Below are 22,483 nucleotides of genomic sequence, written 5' to 3' on the forward strand. Positions count from 1 at the left end.
CAAGCGGTTGATCCCGAAGCATGAGGTAATCGATCTTACCTTTAGCGGATGTGCTCAAATAGCGATTATTTGCTGGAGTTTGAGTTATTACTCATTGATTTTTATCTTAGTGACGCGGATATAAGCGCATGATTATTGCTTTTTGCTTGTACAAATATTTTCCTTATGGCGGTCTTCAGCGTGATTTCATGCGAATTGCTCAGACGGTGGCTGCGCGAGGACACCGCGTGTTGGTGCTGACGCAGCAGTGGCAAGGGGAGCGTCCTGAGGATTTCGAAATTATCATCGTTCCCGTCAAAGACAGAACTAATCATGGTAAAAATGCTAGTTATTACCAATGGGTTAATAGATACCTGGAGCAGAATCCTGTTGACAGAGTTGTGGGCTTCAACAAAATGCCTGGGTTGGACGTCTACTACGCGGCTGATGTGTGTTACGCAGAAAAAGTTGACCGGGAAAAAGGATTTTTTTATAAGCTCACCAGTCGCTATCGACACTACGCTACATTTGAAAGAGCCACTTTCCTGAAAGGTTCGGGAACAGAGTTGCTTATGCTCACTGCTAATCAAGTCGCTGATTTTAAGAAACATTATAATACAGAAGATTCGCGGTTTCACATTCTACCCCCTGGCATTTACCCAGACCGAAAGTATAGTTATCAAATTGCTGACAGTAGGCGAGTGTATCGGGAAAGAAACAATATTAGCGAACAACAATTATTACTCCTTCAGGTCGGCTCAGATTTTAAGCGTAAAGGTGTTGAGCGCTCTCTGCGTGCCTTAAGTACTTTACCTGAAGTACTACGCCAGCGAGTATTGTTTTTGGTTGTTGGACAGGACAAGCCAGCTCGCTATGAGAAACTGGCTTGTCAGCTTGGCATCGCAGATCGAGTTCGTTTTTTCTCAGGACGTGACGATATTGCGCAACTTATGGCTGCCGCGGATTTGCTTCTACATCCTGCATATCAGGAAGCGGCAGGAATTGTTTTGTTAGAAGCTATTGTCGCGGGGTTACCCGTCCTGGTCACAGAAGTCTGTGGCTATGCGCACTATGTGAACTCTGCCCGCTGTGGCGAAGTACTTCCCGAGCCCTTCCAGCAGGAAAGTTTGAACAAAATGCTGCGTAAGGCTCTGGAAAGTGAAGCATTGCGAAAAGAATGGGCCAGCAATGCGCGATATTATGCCGATACGGAAGATTTATATAGCCTGGCTGAGAAAGCCGCCGATATTATTTTGGATTGTAAGCATGGTTGAACTTAAAGAACCCATCGCCACTGTATGGCGTAGCAAAGATCCCTTTGTTGAAGTGGAAAAGCTTAATGGTGAAGTTTTTCGTGCATTGGAAACACGCAGAACATTACGCTTTGAAATATCAGGCAAGGGATATTTCCTTAAGCTCCATCATGGAACTACGCTTAAAGAGGTTATAAAAAATCTAATTGCCCTTCGTTTACCTGTTTTAGGCGCTGACCGTGAGTGGATAGCTATTCACCGTCTGGAAGCCCTTGGTATAGACACTATGAAGGGAATAGGATTTGGTCAGAAGGGATTGAATCCATTGCGGCGCACTTCGTTTATTATTACGGAAGATCTCACACCGACTGTCAGCCTGGAAGATTATTGTGCTACTTGGGTTGTCAACCCGCCAGCTGTAGCAGTAAAGAGGCTTATTATTCAGCGTGTCGCAGATATGGTTGGTAAAATGCATCGAGGTGGTGTAAATCATCGTGATTGCTACATTTGCCATTTTTTGCTGCACCAGCCCTTTAACGATGCGGCGGACCCTTTAAAAATATCTGTGATTGATCTCCACCGTGCGCAAATTCGACGACGTGTTCCTCGCCGCTGGCGCGATAAAGACCTAATCGGACTCTATTTTTCCTCGCTAGATATTGGGTTAACAACGCGTGACATCTATCGATTCATGAAAGAATACTTTGCTTTACCGCTGCGCGATATACTCAATCAGGAGTCAGGATTACTAACGCTAGCCGTAGAAAAGGCAGCGAAAATACAAAAAAGAACCGTAAAAAAGTCGTTATAGCGCTTTGATTTTATTATGAGGCTTGAGGTTTTAAAATGAAAATTGATTTCCATAAATTAATAACTAAAAAATATAGCTTTGATCATTCTATAAAAAGCTCAAGGAAGAAACTGAGCATTGCGTATGGTATTGACCGCAATTTTTTGTTTGGTTCAGGAATATCCATGACGTCCGTATTAGTGAATAATCCTGATATTGCATTTACTTTTTATATCGTCACTGATTATGTCGATGACGATTATATTAATTGTGTTGCACGACTTGCCGAGGCTTACAGCACCACGATTGCTGTTTTAGTTTTTAATAATGAATTATTTCGACAATTACCGAGCACAAAATCGTGGACCTATGCGATGTACTATCGTTATTTTGCCTTTGAATATCTCAGCGGGGAACTTAACTCGGTGTTGTATCTTGATGCTGATATTATTTGTAAAGGGTCATTGCGTGATTTCACTGATATAAAGTTTAAGGGTGAATATGCTGCTGTCGTAAATGACATTGACGATGTGCGTTTAAAGTCTGGCGAGAGGCTCGGGATCCCTGCCTTATCAAAAGGCTATTTTAATTCAGGTGTGGTTTTTGCTAATCTTATTGTCTGGAAAGAACAGAATTTATTGGAAAAAGCTTTTTCAATTCTGCTGGATAATAAAAAAAACTTGCTTTATTTCGATCAGGATGTTTTAAATATTTTATTCGTGGATAACGTGATTTTCCTAAGCCGTGACTTTAACTGTATCTATGGTGTTGATCAGGAGTTAGTCAATAAAAGGAAAGACATTTATCAGGATTATATTACTGATAATACAGCCTTGATTCATTATGTTGGTGTGACAAAACCATGGCATAGTTGGGCAAAATATCCGGTGTCAAAATTTTTCCTTGCGGCGTATGAGAAATCATCTTGGGCTGAAAAATCATTGTTAAATGCAAATACTGCAAAATTATTTAAGCGTAAATCCAGGCATGAACGTATACAGAGAAAATATATTAGATCTGTATTTAGCCATATAATGTATATAAAGACAAAATTGAGCAGTAAAATAGTATGAATATTTAGCACAGTATGAGGTAGGCATATAGTGAATTCGAACAATGGGATGCTAATGAAATTCGAAGTTATTAAGGCTATAGATACTGTTTATAGTTATGGCCGCTTAGACAAAGATAACAATGATGAGCTACATATTGCCTATGGTGTTGATAAAAATTTCCAATTTGGTACTGGTGTTTCGATAACTTCGATAATAATAAATAATAGAGAGATTAACTTAACATTTCATATATTTACTGATTACTATGACAAAGAGTTCCTGCACTCCTTAGAGTTTTTAGCATTAAAGGAAAAAGTAACGATAAAGGTTTACATGCTTGATAAATTGTTTTTTAAAGAATTGCCGAGTACACAAGCATGGTCAATTGCAATGTATTATAGGTTCATCGCTTTTGAATATTTATCTTCATCTTTAACGACTTTATTGTATCTGGATGCAGATGTAATGTGCAAAGGTTCGCTGCTAGGACTGAGTCATTTGGAGCTTTCTGAAGAAAGCTATGCTGCTGTAGTCAGAGATGTACCTGAAGTGCGAGAAATAGCAGGCAAGAGATTGGGTATTCCTTGTCTTGATAAGCATTACTTCAATTCTGGTGTCATGTATACATCCTTAAAAAAATGGCGAGAAGATAATATTTTTGAGAAAGCTTTGGAATTGCTATTATCAGATGAAAGAAAACTTCAGTTCTACGATCAGGATGCTTTAAATATATTGTTTGTAAATCATACGACATTTCTTAGTGAAAATTATAATTGTATTTATGGCATAAAGAGAGAGCTGAAATTCAGAAACCAGCAAAGTTATAAGGGAATAATAAAAGAATCAACCGTCCTGATACATTATATTGGTGTAACTAAGCCTTGGAATTCGTGGGCTGATTATCCCTCGGCGCAATTTTTTAAAGTTGCTTATTTATATTCACCTTGGGCTGGTGCTGCGTTAATCGGCCCACGTACACCGAAACAATATAAGAAAAAATCGCGTCATGAAAGATTACAGGGCAAATACTTTGCTTCAGTAAAAAGTTATATTGGATATCTAGTGGCTAAATTGAAAAAGAAATAATGATAATGCATGTGCCCCTTTTAAGGGGCATAAAAATTATCAATTCTTGCGGAATGTTATAAACTAAATTTTTTTGATAGGTATTTCACATACCATTTCAACGCGGTGAGGTATCGGCCTTCCTTGAAATTATTACGCGAATAAACGCGATAGTCTGTAGGTCTCATTCTCGAAGCGTAAGATCGTAAAGGCACATCTTTCCATGGAGTAAAGTGATGATAAAACAGGAAAAGCTGTTGTGAAAGTCCCGAGTGTTCTGAAAACCAAGGCTTCCTTCCACCGGTAAAATGTATTATTTTAGGTAATCTTTTCTTATCATAAAAAAAGCTTTCTTTTTCTTTATCAGTATACCAATTGTAGATAAAGTTCCAGCAGTTATCGATAAACAGTACATTGCCATCCATAACAATATTGAGTGCATCTTGGTCTAGATATGGTAGTAATTTAGTATTCTCAAACAAAATAGTATTAGCTTTGTTTTCGATATCATATTTAATCCAGTTGTTAATATTAATATATAAAAATCCGGCGTTAAAATAGTTATTGCCATTTAAATTTAAACGCTTTGCTTGCTTATCATCGTGAATGTTTAGAGCGTCATGGCTGGCCGCACAGATGACGTTGTCAATTTTTATGTCGGCGATGGCACTAATATCATCAAAACAAAGTGTATCGGCATCTAAATAGATGAATGATTCAAGTTTATCAGCTAGAAGACGGGGGACGGCAAGACGCATATAAGTGGATCGGTTCAGGTGTTTAATCGAAAAATCGTCCTGATATTTATCAATATCTGCCTTATCAATTTCCAGAACTTGGATCAGGTTGCTGGTTGCCTTTAGTTTTTCGATATCGTGATAAGCAACATCATAAACGAAGACATAAAAAGCCAGATGATTATGTGTGTTGTTCATAATAACAGAGGTGATGGAAGTAGCAACGTACTCCAAATAATTAGCATCTGTACAGTAAGCAATATTAATTACTGCGTTTTTTTTACTCTCCATCAATTTCTTTCCCATCGTTATTATGCATACATTCTTGATTAATTAATGACTCAGCAGCCTCTATAACTGCTTGAACAGGGATCCACGATAGATATTTTTTTGTCCTGTCGAGATCCTGCCGTTCAGGCATCGTATGATAATCTCCAGCCCAAATTAGTGAAGCTTTATCTGACCATGGACGCCACTGACGGTAGCTTGTTGCTCCAAAAAGGCATACCTGAGGCGTATCCAAAGCGGCAGCCATATGCATGGGTGCTGAGTCAACGCCAATATATAATATGGCGTGATCGATAAGAGCTGCCAATTGCAAGAAAGATGTTTTACCGGCAAACAGCACATTCGGATTTTCCTGGCAAAGTCGGGCGATATTATTTATTTTCTGAAGTTCGCTTTCTGCTGGGCCGCAGGTCAGAATGACCTGAAGACCACGTTGCATAAGATAATCGATAACTTGTGAAAATTTATCGTCGTCCCAGCATTTAAAAGGCTGTCGTGCAGTGGGTTGTATGACAATATAATTTCCATTATTAAAATTTGGATCGATTACAAACAATGATTGATAATCAGTTTCACGGTAAAAAAGAGATATTTTTTTCAACATTCCATTTCCGCTGATGCCCACGCCTTGCAATATTGAGAGGTTTTGCTCGACAATATGTGTTCCTTCCAGGGGCGTAACTACGGAAAAAAGCCTGTTCCATACTGATTTCTCTCGTTTAAAGGCGATAGACGGACGCCCCAAAGAAAAAATAAGGAAGCCGATTGGCCATTGCTCCGTCAAATTAATTATTAAATCGTATTTGTTTTTTTTCAGAGCGGACCGAACAGAAAGGAAGTTCCTTATTTTTTTAAAGGTATTAACTTTCTTTTCAATAAGATAAAATTTATTTATACGGGGATCGGCAGCTAATATTGCTTTGGTATCCTTATAAAGAAGGATATCAATTTTTGCCTGCGGATACCGTTGTTGCAGACTAGCTATAACGGGAGTCATTAACAGCATGTCGCCATAGAATTTAAGCTTGCAAATTAAAATAGTTTGAATTTTTTCCACCATTTAATTCCCTTTGGCTAATAACAAATTTCTGTAAATTTTTAACAGACGGTAGCGTACAGAGGAAATAAAAGTATCAATAGTTGTGTATTTCATTTTATAAATTATCTTTTTGTCGACGACACTGGTGTCGCAGCAATGAAGCGCATTTTGGATATCGTTAAGCATATCTTTTTCATAAAGATAATATCCTTTCTTTTTACGCAGTATTTTACGCCCTTCAAGGAAACAATTAATAATCATTAAAGTGGCAATGGTGCGTTTTTCATTATTATCTTCAATATAATGACACATTTTACTCATGGCAAAAAATATGTGTCTAACATCACTCTCTTTTAAGTTTTCCGTAATACTGGTGCTGTTTATACGGTAAAAATAAAGAGCATGTCCAATATTTAGAATATTAGTGCATTTAAAATATTGAAATGGGCAGAAGATCATATCTTCGTAACGGCGGTGCTCCTCGAAACGATCCTGGCCTATGATATTACGGTGGAAAATTTTTGTCATTAAATGCCACTGTGCAGCGCGGAAAGTGGGTGCCAATATTGTTAGTTGTTTATCCGATAGAAAAATTTCATTTAATAAGATGGGGGTGTTATTAGCCTTAGCTTTATCGAAAAGCTTGTTGATATCCCGGGTAAGGTTGAATTCTATGATATCGTACTTTTCTTCTCTAAGAACAGGCAGCAGAATATCAAAATAATCAGGGCTTACGATATCGTCACTATCGACAAAGCCAATATATTTACCTGTTGCATTTTCCAGCCCTACGTTACGAGTAATCGCAACTCCACTGTTAGTTTGATAAATATATTTTACGTGGATATCTGGGTTATCCTGATAAAAGGCCTTAATACGCTCTCCTGTACCATCCGTGGAGCCATCATTGACAATAATGAGTTCTACCTCTTCAGTAATGCCTGCCTGCAATGAGGATAAAGTATCAACAATAAACTCAGCATTATTATATGAAGGTATTATAATACTGAGTAAGTAGCCCGACTGTTTAATCATTGGCCGGTTCCCTCATTGAATCAGGCACTAACATTAATGCAACGCATAACGACAGCATGCTGCTTAAGGCTTCACCCTTGGCATACAATACTAAATCACTCAAACCATAAATAATTATAGCGCCTGAGATAACCAAAAATAGCGGGCTTCTGAATATGTAGGCCGTATAAAGCATCGCAGCATAGAACGCTATCAATAGCGCTACGCCAATTACCCCTTTAAGTGAGAATGTGTCCATCACTTCGTTGTGTAGATGAACATTGGCATACAGTAGAGCACCTCTTATCGATGAGTCAGTGTTCGCTAACCTGGTCAGTGAAAGGCTACGTTGTTCAAGGGATTGTCCCCATATAGCCATCTCACCGGTGTAAAGGCCAGCCCGCTGCATCGCAAATCTGGCACCGATAGAGGTATTGCTGTTGTCATTACTGTAAGCATATATATCGCGCTCAAAATCAGCGTAGCGTTTCTCGAGTATAGGTTTTAGTGCGATAAGGGCCATCGTTCCCAAAACAAGGAAAGCAATAAATGAGCTTAAAAGTACCTTGCGGTCATGACGATAATGCAGAAAGAATAATCCAATACACAGCACGGGGTAGACCAGAATCGCTGCTCGGGTCTGTGTTATTACAATAGCCGCGCATGACAATAAAAAGTGTAAAAAATAGAGCAGAATCCGAACCTTACTATGCAGGTTGAGCAGTGCTTGCGATGCCAGCAATGCAATAAAGGTTAACGCATATGCGGTACCTGTAGCATGTTCGAAACCTAATGGTACACGGTATGAGATAAAGTGCATTTCAGCAATGGCGTAGAGTTGATACCCGGCGTAGCCGTATAGACCCAGCCCCGTTGCGATAACCATATAATTAACAGGAATGGAAGCGCGTAAGGTTCGCGTTTGTTGACAGTTCAGCGCAACCATAACAATCGCAGCGAAGATCAGCACTTTCCCGCCATTTTGATATGATCGATACGCGCCGGAAAAGGCGCTACCCGACTCCTTGAACATCTCTACCCAGATGATTTGCAGAAGACCAAAAGCCAACATTAATGCCGGTAATATTAACAGCCGTTTGTTCGCTAAAAGGAAGCGGAAATCCTTATATACAACGGTAACAGCAAGAACTGTACTGACAATGAAAACTTTTAGCGCCTCGTCAGGATTTACCAGCACCATCGCTAACGTAAGAAGACATCCCGCATAAAGTAATATGCTCACTAACTTATAAGGATCTTTTTTTGTGTAGTAAATAAAATGAGAAAAAACATGGCCACAATGCATAAATATACTCTTGGAATAGTTATAAGGTACTAAAATGTGATAGTAAATTGTATACGGCGTTCGCATGCGTCGAAGGCATTTTCCCGTCTTTACTTTCTAATGCCACCTGATTCTTCCCATATCCCCCAATCAACCCCGGATCCGTCGGGCCATACAATGTCACATTGGGACGGTCCAACGCCGCTGTAAGATGGCTTAAACCCGTATCAACAGACACCACAAATTTTGCCCCGGCCAGGGTTCGAGCTACTTCTTCCAGACTCATACGCGGCATGACATCCACATAATCAAATCCTTCGGCCAGTCTTTTTGCTCGCGCTTCCTCGTGAGGTGCGCCCCACGGAAGTTTAATCCGCAACCCGGTATCTTTTAACAGTCTTATCAGTTCACGCCAGTGCGTTTCCGGCCAGTGCTTATTTTCACGCGTTGTTGCATGTAAAAATACGACATATCTGCCGGCATTGTCATTCAGATTGCTCAGGAAATGTTGTGCAATCGCGTAATCACCCTGGGATTGCGGTTTGGTGTATCCCAGGGCTTTGGCAAATAGCTCACGGATGCGTTCAACAGCATGTTGTGCTTTAGCAATATGATGCTTGCGGCTATAAAACAGGCTTGCCAGCGGCTCACGGGCGCTATTCCAGTCCATGCCGTGTTTCACACCATAAGCTTTACGTGTAATCAGCGCGGCGCTTTTGATCAAACCTTGTGCGTCAATAACGGCGTCGTATTGCCGGGCATGCAGAGCCTGATAGAATGCTTTGCGCTCTGCTTTAACCGGCGCGGAAAACCAATTTTTACGCCAGCGGCGAATCGCGACAGGAATGACTTTATCCACACTCGGGTGCCACGTCGGGATCTGTGCAAAGCCTTCCTCAACTACCCAGTCAAATCTTATGCCTGGTATGGCCTTTGCGGCATCGGTCAGCGCGGGCAACGTGTGCAGGACATCGCCCATAGATGATGTTTTGACGATCAGTACCCGCATTAAACTTCCTTCCCGGCTGTTAGCAGAGCGGCCAGCTCATCCATTACGCGCTCGGGTGTAATATCAATCAAGCTCTGGTGATAACCCTCAGCGGCATCGCCTTTACGCACTTTGTGGTAGCCGCTGATGAGGCGAATTACGCGCGCCTGATGGGATAGCGGCGGCGTAAAGTCCGGGCTGCTTGGCCCATACAGGGCAATCAAAGGGCGATTAAGCGCAGCGGCCACATGCATCAGGCCAGAGTCGTTCGTTACCACGGCCTTGCAGGCGGCCAGTAAAATGACGGCTTGTTCCAGCGCGGTATCTCCGGCCAGATTACGACAATGCGCCTGCTGCAGGGTTGTCAACGCGGCGAGGATATCGTTTCCGGTCTCTTTGTCTTTCGCGGAACCCAAAAGCACCACCTGATAGCCTTCGTTGATGAGCCTGCCGGCAAGCGTTGCGTAGTGATAGTGCGGCCAGCGTTTAGCTGGACCAAATTCAGCACCAGGACAAAAACCGATGATTGGGCGTGAGGCGTCAAGGTTAAAAGCCGCACAGGTCTGGGCCTTTTCGCCTTCGTTGACCTGTAACTCCGGCCACAGCAGCGGCTGGGGAAGATCCTTCGCCGACTGCATCACGCCTTTGTCATAGGCCAGCGCAACGTAGCGCTCAACCATCAATGGCCAGGCTTGTTTATCCAGCACGCGTGCGTCGTTGAGTAAACCGTAACGCATCTCGCCACGCCAGCCCGTGCGCTGCGGCACGTTGGCAAAGAAGGGAATTAATGCTGATTTAAAAGAGTTCGGCAGGACGTATGCCCGATCGTAGCGCTTTTCTCGCAGGCTATGCCCCAGACGACGGCGCTCGCCGATTTCCAGCGCGCCGTGGCCAAGCGGCATCGCCAGCGCTTCATTGACCTCAGGCATGCGCGAAAGCAATGGACGGCACCATGCCGGCGCCATCACGTCGATTATTGCCTGGGGATAGCGCGCCTTGAGCGTGCGATAGAGACTTTGCGACATCATCATGTCGCCCACCCATGACGGGCCAATCACCAGAATTTTCATGCTTCAGGCTACCTGCTTATGCGTCACGGTTCAGCCAGGCCATGTATTCTGTTACGCCTTCGGCAACAGTTTTAAATGGCTTGTCGTAACCTGCGGCGCGCAGATTAGTCAGATCGGCCTGAGTAAACGCCTGATAGCGGCCTTTGAGTTTTTCCGGGAACGGAATGTACTCAATGCTGCCTTTTTTGTGGAATGCTAAAGCCGCATCGGCAACGGCCTGGAAGGATTCAGGGCGGCCGGTACCGCAGTTGAAGATGCCGGATACGCCGTTCTGCCAGAACCACAGATTAACCGCAGCAACATCGCCGACGTAGATAAAATCGCGTTTAAAGCTGTCGCTGCCTTCAAACAGTTTTGGATTTTCACCGTTGTTCAGCTGGGTGTTCAGATGAAACGCAACGCTTGCCATGCTGCCTTTATGACCTTCGCGCGGTCCATAAACGTTGAAGTAACGGAAGCCGGTAATTTGAGAGTTAGCTTCAGGCAGGATCTGGCGTACATATTCGTCGAACAGGAATTTAGAGTAACCGTAAACGTTCAGAGGCTGTTCGTATTCACGAGACTCGATAAAATCGCTGTTGCGGCCGCCGTAGGTAGCTGCGGAAGAGGCGTACAGGAACGGGATTTCACGCTCCAGGCAGTAATGCAGCACTTCTTTGGAGTACTGATAGTTATTATCCATCATATACTTGCCGTCCCACTCGGTGGTGGAAGAGCAGGCACCTTCATGGAAAATCGCTTCGACTTCGCCGAACTCTTCACCTGCCATTAACTGGATTAAGAAATCTTCTTTATCCATGTAGTCAGCAATATTCAGATCGACCAGGTTTACGAACTTGGTGCCGTCTTTCAGATTGTCTACTACCAGAATATCAGTATAACCAATATCATTCAGTGACTTAACAATGTTGCTGCCGATAAAACCAGCACCGCCGGTGACAATAATCATAAGCGTGACCTTAACAATATAGGGGGCCGTGAGACACCATACCTCACGCGCTAATGGCTCTTATCATACCATTACAATTAAAGACCCGCCTAATCAGGCGAAGTTTCTGTCCCTCGTGATTTATCCTGCAAAAATCAATTTCTCTGAAGCGTAATCTCGTCTCCTGGTATAGGTTTGGGTAATATGTGCCGAAATTTGCCCTGCCTGGAGAATCGCGATGCGCGAAGATTTTTACCAACAGTTAACGTCTCAGCTTGATACCGCACGTGCGGAAGGCCTTTTCAAAGAAGAACGTATTATCACCTCAGCGCAACAGGCGGATATCACCGTCGCTGACGGTAGTCACGTTATTAACTTCTGTGCCAACAATTACCTGGGGCTTGCGAATCACCCGCAGCTCATCGAAGCGGCAAAGCAGGGAATGGATAAACACGGTTTCGGCATGGCTTCAGTTCGCTTTATTTGTGGCACGCAGGACAGCCATAAAGAGCTGGAGAGCAAGCTGGCAGGCTTCCTGGGAACGGATGATGCCATCCTTTATTCCTCCTGTTTTGATGCCAACGGCGGGCTGTTTGAAACGCTGCTTGGGCCGGAAGACGCCATCATTTCTGATGCTTTAAACCACGCCTCTATTATTGATGGTGTGCGTTTGTGTAAAGCGCAGCGCTATCGCTACGCTAACAATGATATGCAGGAGCTGGAGGCCCGTCTGGAAGAGGCGCGTGCGGCAGGCGCTCGCCACATCATGATTGCTACCGACGGCGTCTTCTCTATGGATGGCGTGATTGCTAACCTGAAAGGCGTGTGCGATCTGGCAGACAAATACAGTGCGTTGGTAATGGTTGATGACTCGCATGCGGTAGGTTTTGTTGGCGAAAATGGCCGCGGAACTCATGAATACTGCGACGTTATGGATCGCGTGGACATTATTACCGGCACTTTGGGCAAAGCGCTCGGCGGTGCTTCTGGCGGCTATACCGCGGGCCGTAAAGAAGTCATCGAATGGCTGCGTCAGCGTTCCCGTCCTTACCTTTTCTCCAACTCTTTGGCTCCGGCGATTGTTTCCGCCTCGATCAAAGTTCTGGAAATGCTGGAGACAGGCGCTGAGCTGCGCGAGCGTCTGTGGGCCAATGCGAGCCTGTTCCGCGAAAAAATGACGGCCGCTGGATTCATCCTGGCAGGAGCCGATCACGCCATCATTCCTGTCATGCTGGGTGAAGCAGTCGTGGCGCAAAACTTTGCCCGCGAGCTGCAAAAGGAAGGCATTTATGTCACCGGATTCTTCTATCCGGTGGTACCAAAAGGTCAGGCGCGCATCCGTACTCAGATGTCTGCGGCCCATACCACAGAACAGATTGAACGCGCGGTTGAGGCGTTTACGCGTATCGGTAAACAGTTGGGCGTTATCGCCTGAGGGAACGGTCATGAAAGCATTAGCGAAATTAAAAGCAGAAGAAGGCATCTGGATGACGGATGCGCCCAAACCGGAAATGGGCCATAACGATCTGCTGATCAAAATCCGTAAAACCGCGATTTGCGGCACCGATGTGCATATCTATAACTGGGATGAATGGTCACAGAAGACCATCCCGGTGCCGATGGTTGTCGGCCATGAATACGTGGGCGAAGTGGTCGGTGTCGGCCAGGAAGTAAAAGGGTTTAAAATTGGCGATCGCGTTTCCGGCGAAGGGCACATTACCTGTGGTCATTGCCGTAACTGTCGCGCCGGTCGGACTCACCTTTGCCGCAATACTACCGGCGTAGGCGTTAACCGCCCAGGTTGTTTTGCTGAATATCTGGTGCTGCCTGCCTTTAACGCCTTCAAAATCCCGGACAATATTTCCGACGATTTGGCTTCCATCTTTGACCCGTTTGGTAACGCGGTTCACACGGCGCTTTCGTTTGACCTGGTCGGCGAGGACGTACTGGTTTCAGGTGCTGGCCCGATTGGCATTATGGCTGCGGCCGTCGCTAAACATGTGGGCGCGCGCAATGTCGTGATCACAGATGTTAACGAATATCGCCTTGAGCTGGCGCGTGAAATGGGTGTGACCCGCGCGGTGAACGTCAGTAAAGAAAACCTGCATGACGTGATGGCAGAGCTGGGCATGACCGAAGGGTTTGACGTAGGCCTGGAAATGTCCGGCGCGCCACCGGCGTTTCGCACCATGCTCGATACGATGAACCACGGTGGCCGTATCGCGATGTTGGGTATTCCTCCATCAGATATGTCTATCGACTGGACAAAAGTTATCTTCAAAGGACTTTTCATCAAGGGCATTTACGGACGCGAAATGTTCGAAACCTGGTACAAAATGGCCGCGTTAATCCAGTCCGGGCTGGATCTCTCGCCAATCATCACGCACCGCTTTGGTATTGATGATTTCCAGAAAGGCTTTGATGCGATGCGTTCCGGGCAGTCCGGGAAGGTTATTCTTAGCTGGGATTGATTAAACGTGTAGTTTACGTTTAGTACTAATGACGGCCAGGTTTTCCAGACCCGGCCGTATAAAGGTAATTTTACTTCCCACGGAGCTTTCTGGATAAACGTCTGAACTTCTCTTTAAGCTGAACCAGTTTATAGACCAGCCCATGACCTTCAATATTAATATGATATTTGTTGCGTAAAACTAAAATATCATTTGCCTGGCAAACCTTTAGGCTACCCTTACAAGATAAATCGATAACCCTTAACTCACCGGAGGATGTCCGAATAAAATTACCAGAATGGATATCATTTGATGCCAGGCCCGCACGATGCAGACGCTGAATACATTCCTTAAGATCGTCTTCATTGCTTTTATTAATACTATCTAAAGGTTCCCCTTCGATATATTCATGAAGGGTATATACGTCATAGCATTGGCGGAAGCGTGTTTTCTCTGCCACATAGTAGAGGTCGGCTGTACAGGAGCGTACTTCCGGCGTTAGGCTATCCAGTTTCTTAATGAGCCTGGAATAGAAGGGACCAGAGATAAGATTTTGAAGTTTTTTCTCGAATCGATAGTCGATTTCACGATCGTTTTTGATGATAAACTTTCGCGACTGGTATTCAACAAGCTCCACGCTGCGGAATTCGTTACCGCTACTCAGCGGTTTGCCGCCGATTTCGCTATTCATATACTTATCCATCAGAGACTTAAGATCGTCACGTCCTTCTTTGTAATAGACCGTGTAGCCCTTTTCTTGTGTCTTGTTGATGGTCATCACGTCCCTCAAGATAAGCATTTTAAATAAGAATAATCATGTAGATATAGTATACATGGTGCTGATTCTAATAAGTAGGCTGTTTTGCCTCTCAGCGGCGGCTTCCGGGCTGTGCCTGTCCATCGTCCATAAACGGAAACCAGAGGGTTCGCTTGTGTCGGCTGGTAGACATGAAATTTCTTTTAGGCCTTTGATATATAGTAAATATTACTCTTAAATTAGCTGTACCTGGCTTATGTCTGCTACAGAAAAACCGCTGTTTTACCCTTCTTTCCCCCTTCGTCCTTTAATCAATCACTTCTGCTGGTCTTAATTATTTCTTAATAAATGAATGGTAAAAAAAGACGATGTGTTAATAAGTAACGAGCCATTCTATGGGAAGTAGTAAAAGTACACTGAGCATTATTATTCCGTTATACAACGCAGGTAATTGCTTCCGGGCATGCATGGAATCTTTGATTGCTCAAACATGGAGTGCTCTGGAAATCATCATTGTTAACGATGGCTCAACGGACAACTCTGTTGATATTGCAAGACAATATGTCGAAAAGTATCCTCACGTGCAGTTATTGCATCAGAATAATGCGGGGGCTTCTGTCGCCCGCAACCGGGGCCTTGCCGCTGCGACCGGTGAATACGTCGCCTTTGTTGATGCCGACGATCTGGTTTATCCGAAGATGTATGAAACGCTGATGACCATGGCGTTACAGGACGATCTGGATATAGCACAGTGCAATGCGGACTGGTGTATTCGCGAAACGGGGCATACCTGGCTATCCATACCTACGGATCGCATTCAGTCGACAGGCGTATTAACCGGCCCCGACTGGTTGCGTATGGCGCTCGCTTCACGCCGCTGGACGCATGTTGTCTGGATGGGGGTTTATCGACGCGATATTATTGAGAAAAATAAGATTGCCTTTATTCCGGGGTTGCATCATCAGGATATTGTGTGGACCACGGAATTTATGTTCAATGCCAAACGCGCACGCTATACCGAACAGCCGCTGTATAAATATTTCGTTCACGATCTCTCGGTTAGCCGACTGAAAAGGCAAGGGCAGAATAATCTACATTATCAACGACACTATATTAAGATCACGCGTTTATTAGAAAAACTGAATCGTGAATATGCGGACCGCATTCCGATCTATCCGGAATTTCAGCAGCAAATTACCTGGGAAGCGCTGCGGGTGTGCCATGCGGTGCGTAAAGAGCCGGATATGCTTACTCGCCAACAAATGATTAGCGAAATATTTACCTCCGGTATGTATAAACGCATGATGACCAATGTACGAAGCGCTAAGGCGGCTTATCAGGCACTGTTATGGTCTGCAAGACTATATCGGTGGCGCGATAAAACAATGTCGCACCGTCGTATTTCCCATAAAGCGATTAATCGGCGTTAGCGTTTACGTTTTTGGGCAAGGCTATTTCTTCCCAGCCCTGCCACTGATGCTGCATATATTTCACCAGCGTACTCTGGCTGATACTGTCCCTGAGCACTGCGAAATAGGTCGTCGCGTAGACAGGGTCCAGCGGTTTTTTAGCTTTGCAAAGCTTCACGCCGCTAAAGGGATTACGCGGTTGTTCTGCCGGCTTGCCTGCTTTGCCCGGGGTCACATTGTTCGGCGTGGATGTATCCACCTGCGGTTCATTTAACAGGCTACTCGGTCGTACCAGAGTGATATCCGGCGGCAGGTTATAAATCATCTGCTGTAACACGCGCACCGTTGCTGGATGCGGATGGCCGATGGCAATGGCCGAGCCATTACGGCGCGCGAGCGCAACGGCGCGGTTAAACTGGAAACGGATATCGGCTTCGTTCTGCGTATCGTCGAGGAAAACCTTACGCTTAATGACTTTGACTTTGGTTCCCGCCGCGGCACGCATCGACTGGCTGTTGCCGATGGTCATGCTATCGAGAAAATAGAAATTGTATTGATCCAGCGCCTGCATCACTTTTTGCATACCGAACAGGCTGGAGGTCATGGCGCTGCCCATATGGTTATTCAAACCCACGGCGTAGGGCACTTTGTTGACGGCCTCGCGGATAATGCGCTCGATCTCACTGCTGCTCATTTCCGGACGCAGGGTATCTTTTTCCAGCGGCTGTTTGCTAAGCGGTGCCATCGGTAAGTGAATAAGGACTTCGTGCCCCGAATTATGGGCTTTAGTTGCCATTTCATGGGCATGCGGAGCATTAGGCAGAACGGCAACGGAAATATCAGAAGGCAGCGCGAGCACCTGATTTTCTTGATGAGGACGATAACCAAAGTCATCGATCACAATCGCCAGTTTGCCGGCATAAACGGAAGGTACCAGCGCCAGCGCGCAGGCGAGAGAAAAAACAACGTGACGAAATTGAAGCAAAACTTATCTTCCCAACCACGGCTGTGGATTGACTGCCCGGCCCTGGCGACGAATTTCGAAATAGAGTGACGGGCGGCCCTGACCACCACTGTTACCCACCAGCGCGATGGGTTGGCCGGCGCGCACTTGCGTGCCAACGCTGACCAGCGCGCTCTGGTTATAGCCATACAAACTCATATCGCCTTTGCCGTGTTCGACCACCACAACCAGCCCATAACCCTGAAGCCAGTCGGCGAGGATCACGCGCCCGTCGGCAATGGCTTTGACTTCTGTTCCTTCACCCGCTGCGATAACGATACCTTTCCAACGTAGTTCACCCTGGAGCTGTTCGCCATAACGGTGCAGCAGGGAACCGCGCACCGGCCAGAACGCCTGGCCCCCTGGCGAACCCAAACCGCCGGTGCGTGACATAAGCGAGCGTTCATCCTGCGTAGGCTTGTAGGTACTACCTTTGCTTGCGGCTTCTTTTTGACGGTTGCGGACCTGTTCCGCTTCCCGCGCTTCTTTTTCGGCACGAGCTTTAGCAGCGGCAGCGGCACGGGCAATTTGATTCTGCAGGCGGGATTCGTTCTGACGCATCTCGCTCAGTTTTTGCTGATCCTGCTGGATTGAGGATTCCAGGCTGGCGAGGGTTTTCTTACGTTCGTTGCGGGCATCTTCCAGCCTGGCCTGCTGGGCTTGCTGGTCGTAAAGCAGCGTTTGCTGTTCCGTCTGCTTAGCTTCCAGGGTCGCTTTTTGCTCGTCGACTTCCGCTTTGGTTTGCTTAAGCTCTTCTATCGTCTGCTGGCGGGCCGCGTTCAGGTAACCAAAATAGGCTTGCAGGCGCTGTCCGCGCTGGCTCTCTTCACCACTCAGAATTAACTGAATACCCGTATGCTGACCCTGACGGAATGCCGCATCAAGCTGCGCTGCCAGGTTACGCTCCTGGGTAGCCTGCTGTTTTTGCAGCTTTACGAGGGAAGCATTCATGGTTTCAATCTGGCTGTTAAGCGTGGCGAGGGTATTTTGCGTATCGCGTAATTTACGGCTTGCCGCAGCGATTGCCTGTTCCTGCTCTTTTAACTGTGCGAGAAGAGCCGAACGCTGCTGCTGTTGCTGGCGCACCGCACGCTCTTTGGCGGCGATATCCTGCTGGATGGATTTCAGCTGAGCGCTGTCATCTGCATGGCTGGAAAAAGGACATAGCAATACGCCAGCGCTAAGTACGCTGGCGTAGATAGCGGGCCTGACTGAAAACCGCTTCGGCTTCACGACCCATGTTATTGAAAAAATCGCCTTTCCCCTCATGGGGAGGGATTATTCCACGATGAACAGCGGCTTGCCAGTCATCTCTTGCGGGATTTCCATGCCCATCAGGCTCAGCATGGTCGGTGCGATATCAGAAAGCTTGCCGCCTTCCACCGCTTTTACGCGGCGATCGCCGATATAAATCAGCGGTACCGGCAGGCTGGTATGCGCGGTATGCGCCTGGCCTGTTGCCGGGTCGCGCATCTGCTCCGCGTTGCCGTGGTCCGCGGTAATCAGCAGCTGGCCGTCTGCGTTTTTTACAGCGGAAACCACTTGGGCAATACAGTTATCCAGCGCTTCAACAGCAGAAATCGCTGCTTCGTAAACGCCGGTATGGCCGACCATATCGCCGTTAGGATAGTTACAAATAATGGTATCGTACTTACCGCTGTTGATGGCGGTCAGTAATTTTTCAGTCAATTCTGCAGAGCTCATTTCCGGCTGCAGGTCGTAAGTCGCCACTTTTGGCGAATTAATCAGCACGCGATCTTCGCCAGCAAACGGCTCTTCAACGCCACCGTTATAGAAGAAGGTAACGTGAGCGTATTTTTCAGTTTCAGAAATGCGTAGCTGGGTTTTGTTATGCTTCGCCATCCATTCACCAAAAGTATTGGTCAGGGATGCTGGCGGATAAGCACAGGCGGTTTTGATGTCGGCTGCGTATTCAGTCAGCATTACGAAATCACCGAAGTTAACTACTTTTTTACGTGCGAAGCCGGAAAAATCGGCGTTTACAAACGCGCGAGCGATCTGGCGGGCGCGGTCAGCACGGAAGTTCATAAAGATCAGCGCGTCGCCGTCATTCATTACAGCTTCTGCTTCGCCTGCGGCACGAATTACCGTTGGCTTTACAAATTCATCGTTTTCATCGCGAGCGTAAGCGGCTTCAAGGCCTGCCACGGCGGTAGCCGCCTGATATTCGCCTTTGGCCTGGGTCATCAGGTCATAAGCCAGCTCTACGCGGTCCCAACGATTATCGCGGTCCATGGCAAAGTAGCGGCCAATAATTGAAGCAACGCGGCCTTTACCAACGGCGGCAAACTTATCGGCAAACTTTTTCAGCGAGGATTCTGCGCTGCGTGGCGGGGTATCGCGACCGTCCAGGAAAGCGTGCAGATAGATGGCCTGCGCGCCGCGCTCTGCGGCCATTTCGATCATCGCCAGGATGTGCTGTTCATGGCTGTGAACGCCGCCGGCAGAAGCGAGCCCCATAATATGCACAGCTTTACCCGCCGCGACGGCTTTATCTACTGCCGCAGCCAGCACCGGGTTTGCGAAGAAATTACGTTCTTTAATTTCAACATCCAGACGGGTCAGATCCTGATAAACGATTCGGCCAGCGCCGAGGTTTACGTGGCCCACTTCAGAGTTTCCCATTTGCCCGTCAGGCAGCCCCACTTCCAGGCCTGACGCATTGATCAGGGTATGCGGACGCTGGGCCCACAGATTATCCATAACCGGGGTTTTAGCATTCAGGATGGCGTTATCCTGCTGCTCTTCACGGTGACCGTAACCATCCAGAATCACCAGAACCATAGGTTTTTTAGTAGCCGACATTGCAAAAGCCTCTAAGTCAAAGACGAAAAATTTGCGTAATTTTACTACAGGCAATCGGGGGAAATAGCCGCAGAAGATCAAAGAAAGAGGCTGGACCGGCAACGGTTTATCCCGGACAACGTCATTTTTTTCGTAACAGCACGCAGAATCCACAATACATCATGCTGACTGGCTGTAATTGCCACAATGCGAAGGTATACTCCTTGCCTGGTTTTTTTCACATTACTTAGTCGGGAGTTATCACCCCCCATGCAAGAAATTATGCAATTCGTTGGTCGTCATCCCATACTTAGTCTGGCGTGGGTTGGTTTACTGGCCGCCGTACTTTTCATGACCTTTAAGGGATTAACCTCAAAGGTGAAGGTGATTACCCGTGGTGAAGCCACGCGTTTAATCAACAAAGAAGATGCTGTTGTGGTTGATGTGCGCCAGCGTGATGACTACCGCAAAGGCCATATCGCGAACTCGCTCAACGTGCTGGCAAATGATATCAAAAACGGCAACTTTGGTGAGTTAGAAAAATACAAAGCTAAACCGGTTATCGTGGTTTGTGGCAACGGTATTTCCTCTCAGGAGTCAGCAGCGCTGCTGACGAAAGCCGGTTTCGAGCACGTAACCTTGCTTAAAGAAGGTGTTGCTGGCTGGAGCGGGGATAACCTGCCGCTGGTCCGCGGTAAATAATCTGAACGTATTCTGAGGTAAGCCATGGCGAACATTGAAATCTACACCAAAGCGACCTGTCCTTTTTGCCACCGCGCAAAAGATTTGCTCAACAGCAAAGGGGTAACTTTCCAGGAATTACCTATTGATGGTGATGCCGTGAAACGGGAAGAGATGATCAAACGCAGTGGCCGTACAACGGTGCCGCAGATTTTTATTGATGCACAGCACATTGGCGGCTGTGATGACTTGTATGCGCTTGACGCACGTGGTGGACTCGATCCCCTGCTGCGATAGCGCGGTTTGTCTGCCGTCGGTTGCGGATGAATAAAGGACGTATTAATTTTTTAAGGGTTTAAAAATGTCAGAACAAAACAATACAGAAATGGCTTTCCAGATTCAGCGCGTTTATACCAAGGACATCTCTTTTGAAGCGCCAAATGCGCCTCATGTTTTTCAGAAAGACTGGCAGCCAGAAGTTAAGCTGGACCTGGATACCGCTTCCAGCCAGCTGGCAGACGATGTGTATGAAGTTGTGCTGCGCGTAACCGTGACCGCAACGCTGGGTGAAGATACCGCGTTCCTGTGTGAAGTACAGCAGGCTGGCATCTTCTCCATCGGCGGTATCGAAGGCACGCAAATGGCACACTGCCTGGGTGCGTACTGCCCGAACATTCTGTTCCCGTATGCGCGCGAAGCAATCACTAGCCTAGTTTCTCGTGGTACCTTCCCGCAGTTGAACCTTGCGCCGGTTAACTTCGATGCGCTGTTCATGAGCTATCTGCAACAGCAATCTGGCGAAGGTACTGAAAACCATCAGGATGCCTGATGAATAGCCTTAATGCTTCAATGACTGTGATCGGTGCCGGCTCTTACGGCACCGCTCTTGCCATTACGTTGGCAAGAAACGGCCACCACGTTGTCCTGTGGGGCCACGATCCAAAACATATTGCTAAATTACAGGCCGACCGCTGTAACGTCGCATTCCTCCCTGATGTTTCCTTCCCGGACACGCTTCATCTCGAAAGCGATTTAGCCACTGCGCTTTTGGCAAGCCGCAATATTCTGGTAGTTGTGCCTAGTCACGTCTTCGGTCAGGTGTTACGCCAAATCAAACCGTTGATGCGCCCGGATGCGCGAGTGGTTTGGGCAACCAAAGGCCTGGAAGCAGAAACAGGACGTCTGTTGCAGGATGTTGCTCGTGATGCGCTGGGAGAAAGCGTACCGCTTGCGGTTATTTCAGGGCCAACTTTTGCCAAAGAGCTCGCCGCTGGTTTACCTACGGCAATTTCCCTGGCGGCAACCGACGAAACTTTCGCGCAGGATCTTCAGCAGTTGCTGCACTGCGGCAAAAGCTTCCGCGTCTACAGCAATCCGGATTTCATCGGCGTGCAGCTAGGTGGCGCGGTGAAAAACGTCATTGCGATTGGCGCAGGGATATCCGACGGCATCGGTTTTGGTGCTAATGCACGTACCGCGCTTATCACACGCGGTCTGGCTGAAATGACTCGCCTTGGCAGCGCGCTGGGCGCCGATCCTGAAACCTTTATGGGGATGGCAGGACTTGGCGATCTGGTGCTGACCTGTACCGATAATCAATCCCGTAACCGCCGCTTTGGCATGATGCTGGGGCAGGGGATGGACGTGGATTCGGCGCAGCAGAACATCGGCCAGGTGGTTGAAGGCTACCGCAATACGAAAGAAGTGCGGGAGCTGGCGGCTCGCTTTGGCGTCGAAATGCCAATAACAGAGGAAATTTATCAGGTATTATATTGCGGAAAAAACGCTCGCGAGGCAGCATTAACGCTGCTTGGTCGAACACGCAAGGATGAACGGAGCGGCAACTGACACAGTTGCGACTGATGGAACAATATAACCGTAATAACT

Annotated in this window: 22 protein-coding genes; 11 read left to right on the forward strand and 11 right to left on the reverse strand. The window is 46.7% G+C overall.

What is annotated here, in order from left to right; all coding sequences use genetic code 11:
• Positions 1 to 128: 128 nt before the first annotated feature.
• From E2L00_RS19855 to E2L00_RS19870, 4 genes are read left to right on the forward strand one after another with little or no spacing between them, the layout of a single operon-like run.
• On the forward strand, positions 129 to 1,253 hold the full coding sequence (locus E2L00_RS19855) for a glycosyltransferase family 4 protein (protein WP_167614667.1): 1,125 nt from the start codon (positions 129 to 131) through the stop codon (positions 1,251 to 1,253).
• Positions 1,246 to 2,043 (forward strand): lipopolysaccharide core heptose(I) kinase RfaP, encoded by a 798-nt coding sequence (gene rfaP, locus E2L00_RS19860; RefSeq protein WP_167614668.1) that lies wholly within the window; start codon positions 1,246 to 1,248, stop codon positions 2,041 to 2,043. The genes E2L00_RS19855 and rfaP overlap by 8 nt, the downstream gene beginning before the upstream one ends.
• 35 nt (positions 2,044 to 2,078) lie before the next feature.
• On the forward strand, positions 2,079 to 3,095 hold the full coding sequence (locus E2L00_RS19865) for a glycosyltransferase family 8 protein (RefSeq protein ID WP_167614669.1): 1,017 nt from the start codon (positions 2,079 to 2,081) through the stop codon (positions 3,093 to 3,095).
• Positions 3,096 to 3,149: 54 nt separating this feature from the next.
• Entirely contained in the window at positions 3,150 to 4,163 is a 1,014-nt protein-coding gene (locus E2L00_RS19870; RefSeq protein ID WP_167614670.1) for a glycosyltransferase family 8 protein, read from the forward strand.
• Positions 4,164 to 4,219: 56 nt separating this feature from the next.
• Here the strand turns inward: E2L00_RS19870 and E2L00_RS19875 are convergent, their stop codons facing one another.
• From E2L00_RS19875 to rfaD, 7 genes are read right to left on the reverse strand one after another with little or no spacing between them, the layout of a single operon-like run.
• Positions 4,220 to 5,170 (reverse strand): glycosyltransferase family 8 protein, encoded by a 951-nt coding sequence (locus E2L00_RS19875; protein WP_167614671.1) that lies wholly within the window; start codon positions 5,168 to 5,170, stop codon positions 4,220 to 4,222.
• Positions 5,160 to 6,227, reverse strand: coding sequence for a lipopolysaccharide core heptosyltransferase RfaQ (rfaQ, locus tag E2L00_RS19880; protein ID WP_167614672.1), 1,068 nt, complete (start codon positions 6,225 to 6,227; stop codon positions 5,160 to 5,162). Before rfaQ ends, E2L00_RS19875 begins: the two co-directional genes overlap by 11 nt.
• Complete coding sequence (locus E2L00_RS19885; RefSeq protein ID WP_167614673.1) at positions 6,228 to 7,241, reverse strand: glycosyltransferase family 2 protein; 1,014 nt, start codon at positions 7,239 to 7,241, stop codon at positions 6,228 to 6,230.
• Positions 7,234 to 8,526 (reverse strand): O-antigen ligase family protein, encoded by a 1,293-nt coding sequence (locus tag E2L00_RS19890; RefSeq protein ID WP_201279501.1) that lies wholly within the window; start codon positions 8,524 to 8,526, stop codon positions 7,234 to 7,236. Before E2L00_RS19890 ends, E2L00_RS19885 begins: the two co-directional genes overlap by 8 nt.
• Before the next feature lie 19 nt (positions 8,527 to 8,545).
• Positions 8,546 to 9,514 carry a lipopolysaccharide heptosyltransferase RfaC gene (gene rfaC, locus E2L00_RS19895; RefSeq protein WP_167614674.1) on the reverse strand — a complete coding sequence of 323 codons (969 nt, stop codon included), beginning with the start codon at positions 9,512 to 9,514 and terminating at the stop codon, positions 8,546 to 8,548.
• Complete coding sequence (gene rfaF, locus E2L00_RS19900) at positions 9,514 to 10,563, reverse strand: ADP-heptose--LPS heptosyltransferase RfaF (protein ID WP_167614675.1); 1,050 nt, start codon at positions 10,561 to 10,563, stop codon at positions 9,514 to 9,516. Before rfaF ends, rfaC begins: the two co-directional genes overlap by 1 nt.
• A gap of 16 nt (positions 10,564 to 10,579) precedes the next feature.
• Positions 10,580 to 11,512, reverse strand: coding sequence for an ADP-glyceromanno-heptose 6-epimerase (rfaD, locus tag E2L00_RS19905; RefSeq protein WP_167614676.1), 933 nt, complete (start codon positions 11,510 to 11,512; stop codon positions 10,580 to 10,582).
• 217 nt (positions 11,513 to 11,729) lie between these two features.
• Here rfaD and kbl point away from each other — a divergent pair, with 217 nt between their 5' ends.
• Together kbl and tdh are read left to right on the forward strand one after the other, a co-directional pair.
• Positions 11,730 to 12,926 (forward strand): glycine C-acetyltransferase, encoded by a 1,197-nt coding sequence (kbl, locus tag E2L00_RS19910; RefSeq protein WP_167614677.1) that lies wholly within the window; start codon positions 11,730 to 11,732, stop codon positions 12,924 to 12,926.
• Positions 12,927 to 12,936: 10 nt separating this feature from the next.
• Positions 12,937 to 13,962, forward strand: a complete 1,026-nt coding sequence (gene tdh / locus E2L00_RS19915) for an L-threonine 3-dehydrogenase (protein ID WP_167614678.1) — start codon at positions 12,937 to 12,939, stop codon at positions 13,960 to 13,962.
• 70 nt (positions 13,963 to 14,032) lie between these two features.
• Here tdh and rfaY read toward each other — a convergent pair whose 3' ends face one another.
• Complete coding sequence (gene rfaY, locus E2L00_RS19920) at positions 14,033 to 14,719, reverse strand: lipopolysaccharide core heptose(II) kinase RfaY (protein WP_167614679.1); 687 nt, start codon at positions 14,717 to 14,719, stop codon at positions 14,033 to 14,035.
• Between the two features lie 374 nt (positions 14,720 to 15,093).
• Between rfaY and E2L00_RS19925 the strand changes: the two genes are divergently transcribed.
• Positions 15,094 to 16,128, forward strand: a complete 1,035-nt coding sequence (locus tag E2L00_RS19925) for a glycosyltransferase (protein ID WP_167614680.1) — start codon at positions 15,094 to 15,096, stop codon at positions 16,126 to 16,128.
• On the opposite strand, the gene E2L00_RS19930 is transcribed toward E2L00_RS19925, so the two are convergent.
• The 3 genes from E2L00_RS19930 to gpmM are packed head-to-tail and all read right to left on the reverse strand — an operon-like array spanning position 16,115 to position 19,936.
• Positions 16,115 to 17,092 carry a divergent polysaccharide deacetylase family protein gene (locus E2L00_RS19930; protein ID WP_167614681.1) on the reverse strand — a complete coding sequence of 326 codons (978 nt, stop codon included), beginning with the start codon at positions 17,090 to 17,092 and terminating at the stop codon, positions 16,115 to 16,117. The genes E2L00_RS19925 and E2L00_RS19930 overlap by 14 nt on opposite strands.
• A 3-nt stretch (positions 17,093 to 17,095) precedes the next feature.
• The gene (gene envC, locus E2L00_RS19935; RefSeq protein WP_338031950.1) at positions 17,096 to 18,355 is read right to left on the reverse strand and encodes a murein hydrolase activator EnvC; all 1,260 of its coding nucleotides are present in this window, start codon (positions 18,353 to 18,355) and stop codon (positions 17,096 to 17,098) included.
• A gap of 33 nt (positions 18,356 to 18,388) precedes the next feature.
• Positions 18,389 to 19,936, reverse strand: coding sequence for a 2,3-bisphosphoglycerate-independent phosphoglycerate mutase (gene gpmM, locus E2L00_RS19940; protein WP_167614683.1), 1,548 nt, complete (start codon positions 19,934 to 19,936; stop codon positions 18,389 to 18,391).
• Positions 19,937 to 20,185: 249 nt separating this feature from the next.
• Here gpmM and E2L00_RS19945 point away from each other — a divergent pair, with 249 nt between their 5' ends.
• From E2L00_RS19945 to gpsA, 4 genes are all read left to right on the forward strand, one after another.
• Positions 20,186 to 20,617 (forward strand): rhodanese-like domain-containing protein, encoded by a 432-nt coding sequence (locus E2L00_RS19945; RefSeq protein ID WP_167614684.1) that lies wholly within the window; start codon positions 20,186 to 20,188, stop codon positions 20,615 to 20,617.
• A 24-nt stretch (positions 20,618 to 20,641) separates the two neighbouring features.
• Positions 20,642 to 20,893 carry a glutaredoxin 3 gene (gene grxC / locus E2L00_RS19950; RefSeq protein ID WP_167614685.1) on the forward strand — a complete coding sequence of 84 codons (252 nt, stop codon included), beginning with the start codon at positions 20,642 to 20,644 and terminating at the stop codon, positions 20,891 to 20,893.
• 64 nt (positions 20,894 to 20,957) lie between these two features.
• Positions 20,958 to 21,425, forward strand: a complete 468-nt coding sequence (gene secB / locus E2L00_RS19955) for a protein-export chaperone SecB (protein ID WP_167614686.1) — start codon at positions 20,958 to 20,960, stop codon at positions 21,423 to 21,425.
• Positions 21,425 to 22,444, forward strand: a complete 1,020-nt coding sequence (gpsA, locus tag E2L00_RS19960) for an NAD(P)H-dependent glycerol-3-phosphate dehydrogenase (protein WP_167614687.1) — start codon at positions 21,425 to 21,427, stop codon at positions 22,442 to 22,444. The genes secB and gpsA overlap by 1 nt, the downstream gene beginning before the upstream one ends.
• The last annotated feature ends 39 nt before the right edge of the window (positions 22,445 to 22,483 follow it).

The sequence above is a fragment of the Cedecea colo genome, assembly GCF_011808225.1.
In the GTDB taxonomy this organism is placed as follows: Bacteria; Pseudomonadota; Gammaproteobacteria; order Enterobacterales; family Enterobacteriaceae; genus Dryocola; species Dryocola colo.

Coding starts and splice junctions, on each gene's coding strand:
- rfaQ (WP_167614672.1), bottom strand. CDS start 6,227: ATGGTGGAAAAAATTCAAACTATTTTAATTTGCAAGCTTAAATTCTAT.
- tdh (WP_167614678.1), top strand. CDS start 12,937: ATGAAAGCATTAGCGAAATTAAAAGCAGAAGAAGGCATCTGGATGACG.
- rfaP (WP_167614668.1), top strand. CDS start 1,246: ATGGTTGAACTTAAAGAACCCATCGCCACTGTATGGCGTAGCAAAGAT.
- grxC (WP_167614685.1), top strand. CDS start 20,642: ATGGCGAACATTGAAATCTACACCAAAGCGACCTGTCCTTTTTGCCAC.
- rfaY (WP_167614679.1), bottom strand. CDS start 14,719: ATGACCATCAACAAGACACAAGAAAAGGGCTACACGGTCTATTACAAA.
- gpmM (WP_167614683.1), bottom strand. CDS start 19,936: ATGTCGGCTACTAAAAAACCTATGGTTCTGGTGATTCTGGATGGTTAC.
- secB (WP_167614686.1), top strand. CDS start 20,958: ATGTCAGAACAAAACAATACAGAAATGGCTTTCCAGATTCAGCGCGTT.
- kbl (WP_167614677.1), top strand. CDS start 11,730: ATGCGCGAAGATTTTTACCAACAGTTAACGTCTCAGCTTGATACCGCA.
- E2L00_RS19875 (WP_167614671.1), bottom strand. CDS start 5,170: ATGGAGAGTAAAAAAAACGCAGTAATTAATATTGCTTACTGTACAGAT.
- rfaF (WP_167614675.1), bottom strand. CDS start 10,563: ATGAAAATTCTGGTGATTGGCCCGTCATGGGTGGGCGACATGATGATG.
- E2L00_RS19855 (WP_167614667.1), top strand. CDS start 129: ATGATTATTGCTTTTTGCTTGTACAAATATTTTCCTTATGGCGGTCTT.
- gpsA (WP_167614687.1), top strand. CDS start 21,425: ATGAATAGCCTTAATGCTTCAATGACTGTGATCGGTGCCGGCTCTTAC.
- rfaC (WP_167614674.1), bottom strand. CDS start 9,514: ATGCGGGTACTGATCGTCAAAACATCATCTATGGGCGATGTCCTGCAC.
- E2L00_RS19885 (WP_167614673.1), bottom strand. CDS start 7,241: ATGATTAAACAGTCGGGCTACTTACTCAGTATTATAATACCTTCATAT.
- E2L00_RS19945 (WP_167614684.1), top strand. CDS start 20,186: ATGCAAGAAATTATGCAATTCGTTGGTCGTCATCCCATACTTAGTCTG.
- E2L00_RS19925 (WP_167614680.1), top strand. CDS start 15,094: ATGGGAAGTAGTAAAAGTACACTGAGCATTATTATTCCGTTATACAAC.
- E2L00_RS19870 (WP_167614670.1), top strand. CDS start 3,150: ATGAAATTCGAAGTTATTAAGGCTATAGATACTGTTTATAGTTATGGC.
- E2L00_RS19865 (WP_167614669.1), top strand. CDS start 2,079: ATGAAAATTGATTTCCATAAATTAATAACTAAAAAATATAGCTTTGAT.
- E2L00_RS19890 (WP_201279501.1), bottom strand. CDS start 8,526: ATGCATTGTGGCCATGTTTTTTCTCATTTTATTTACTACACAAAAAAA.
- rfaD (WP_167614676.1), bottom strand. CDS start 11,512: ATGATTATTGTCACCGGCGGTGCTGGTTTTATCGGCAGCAACATTGTT.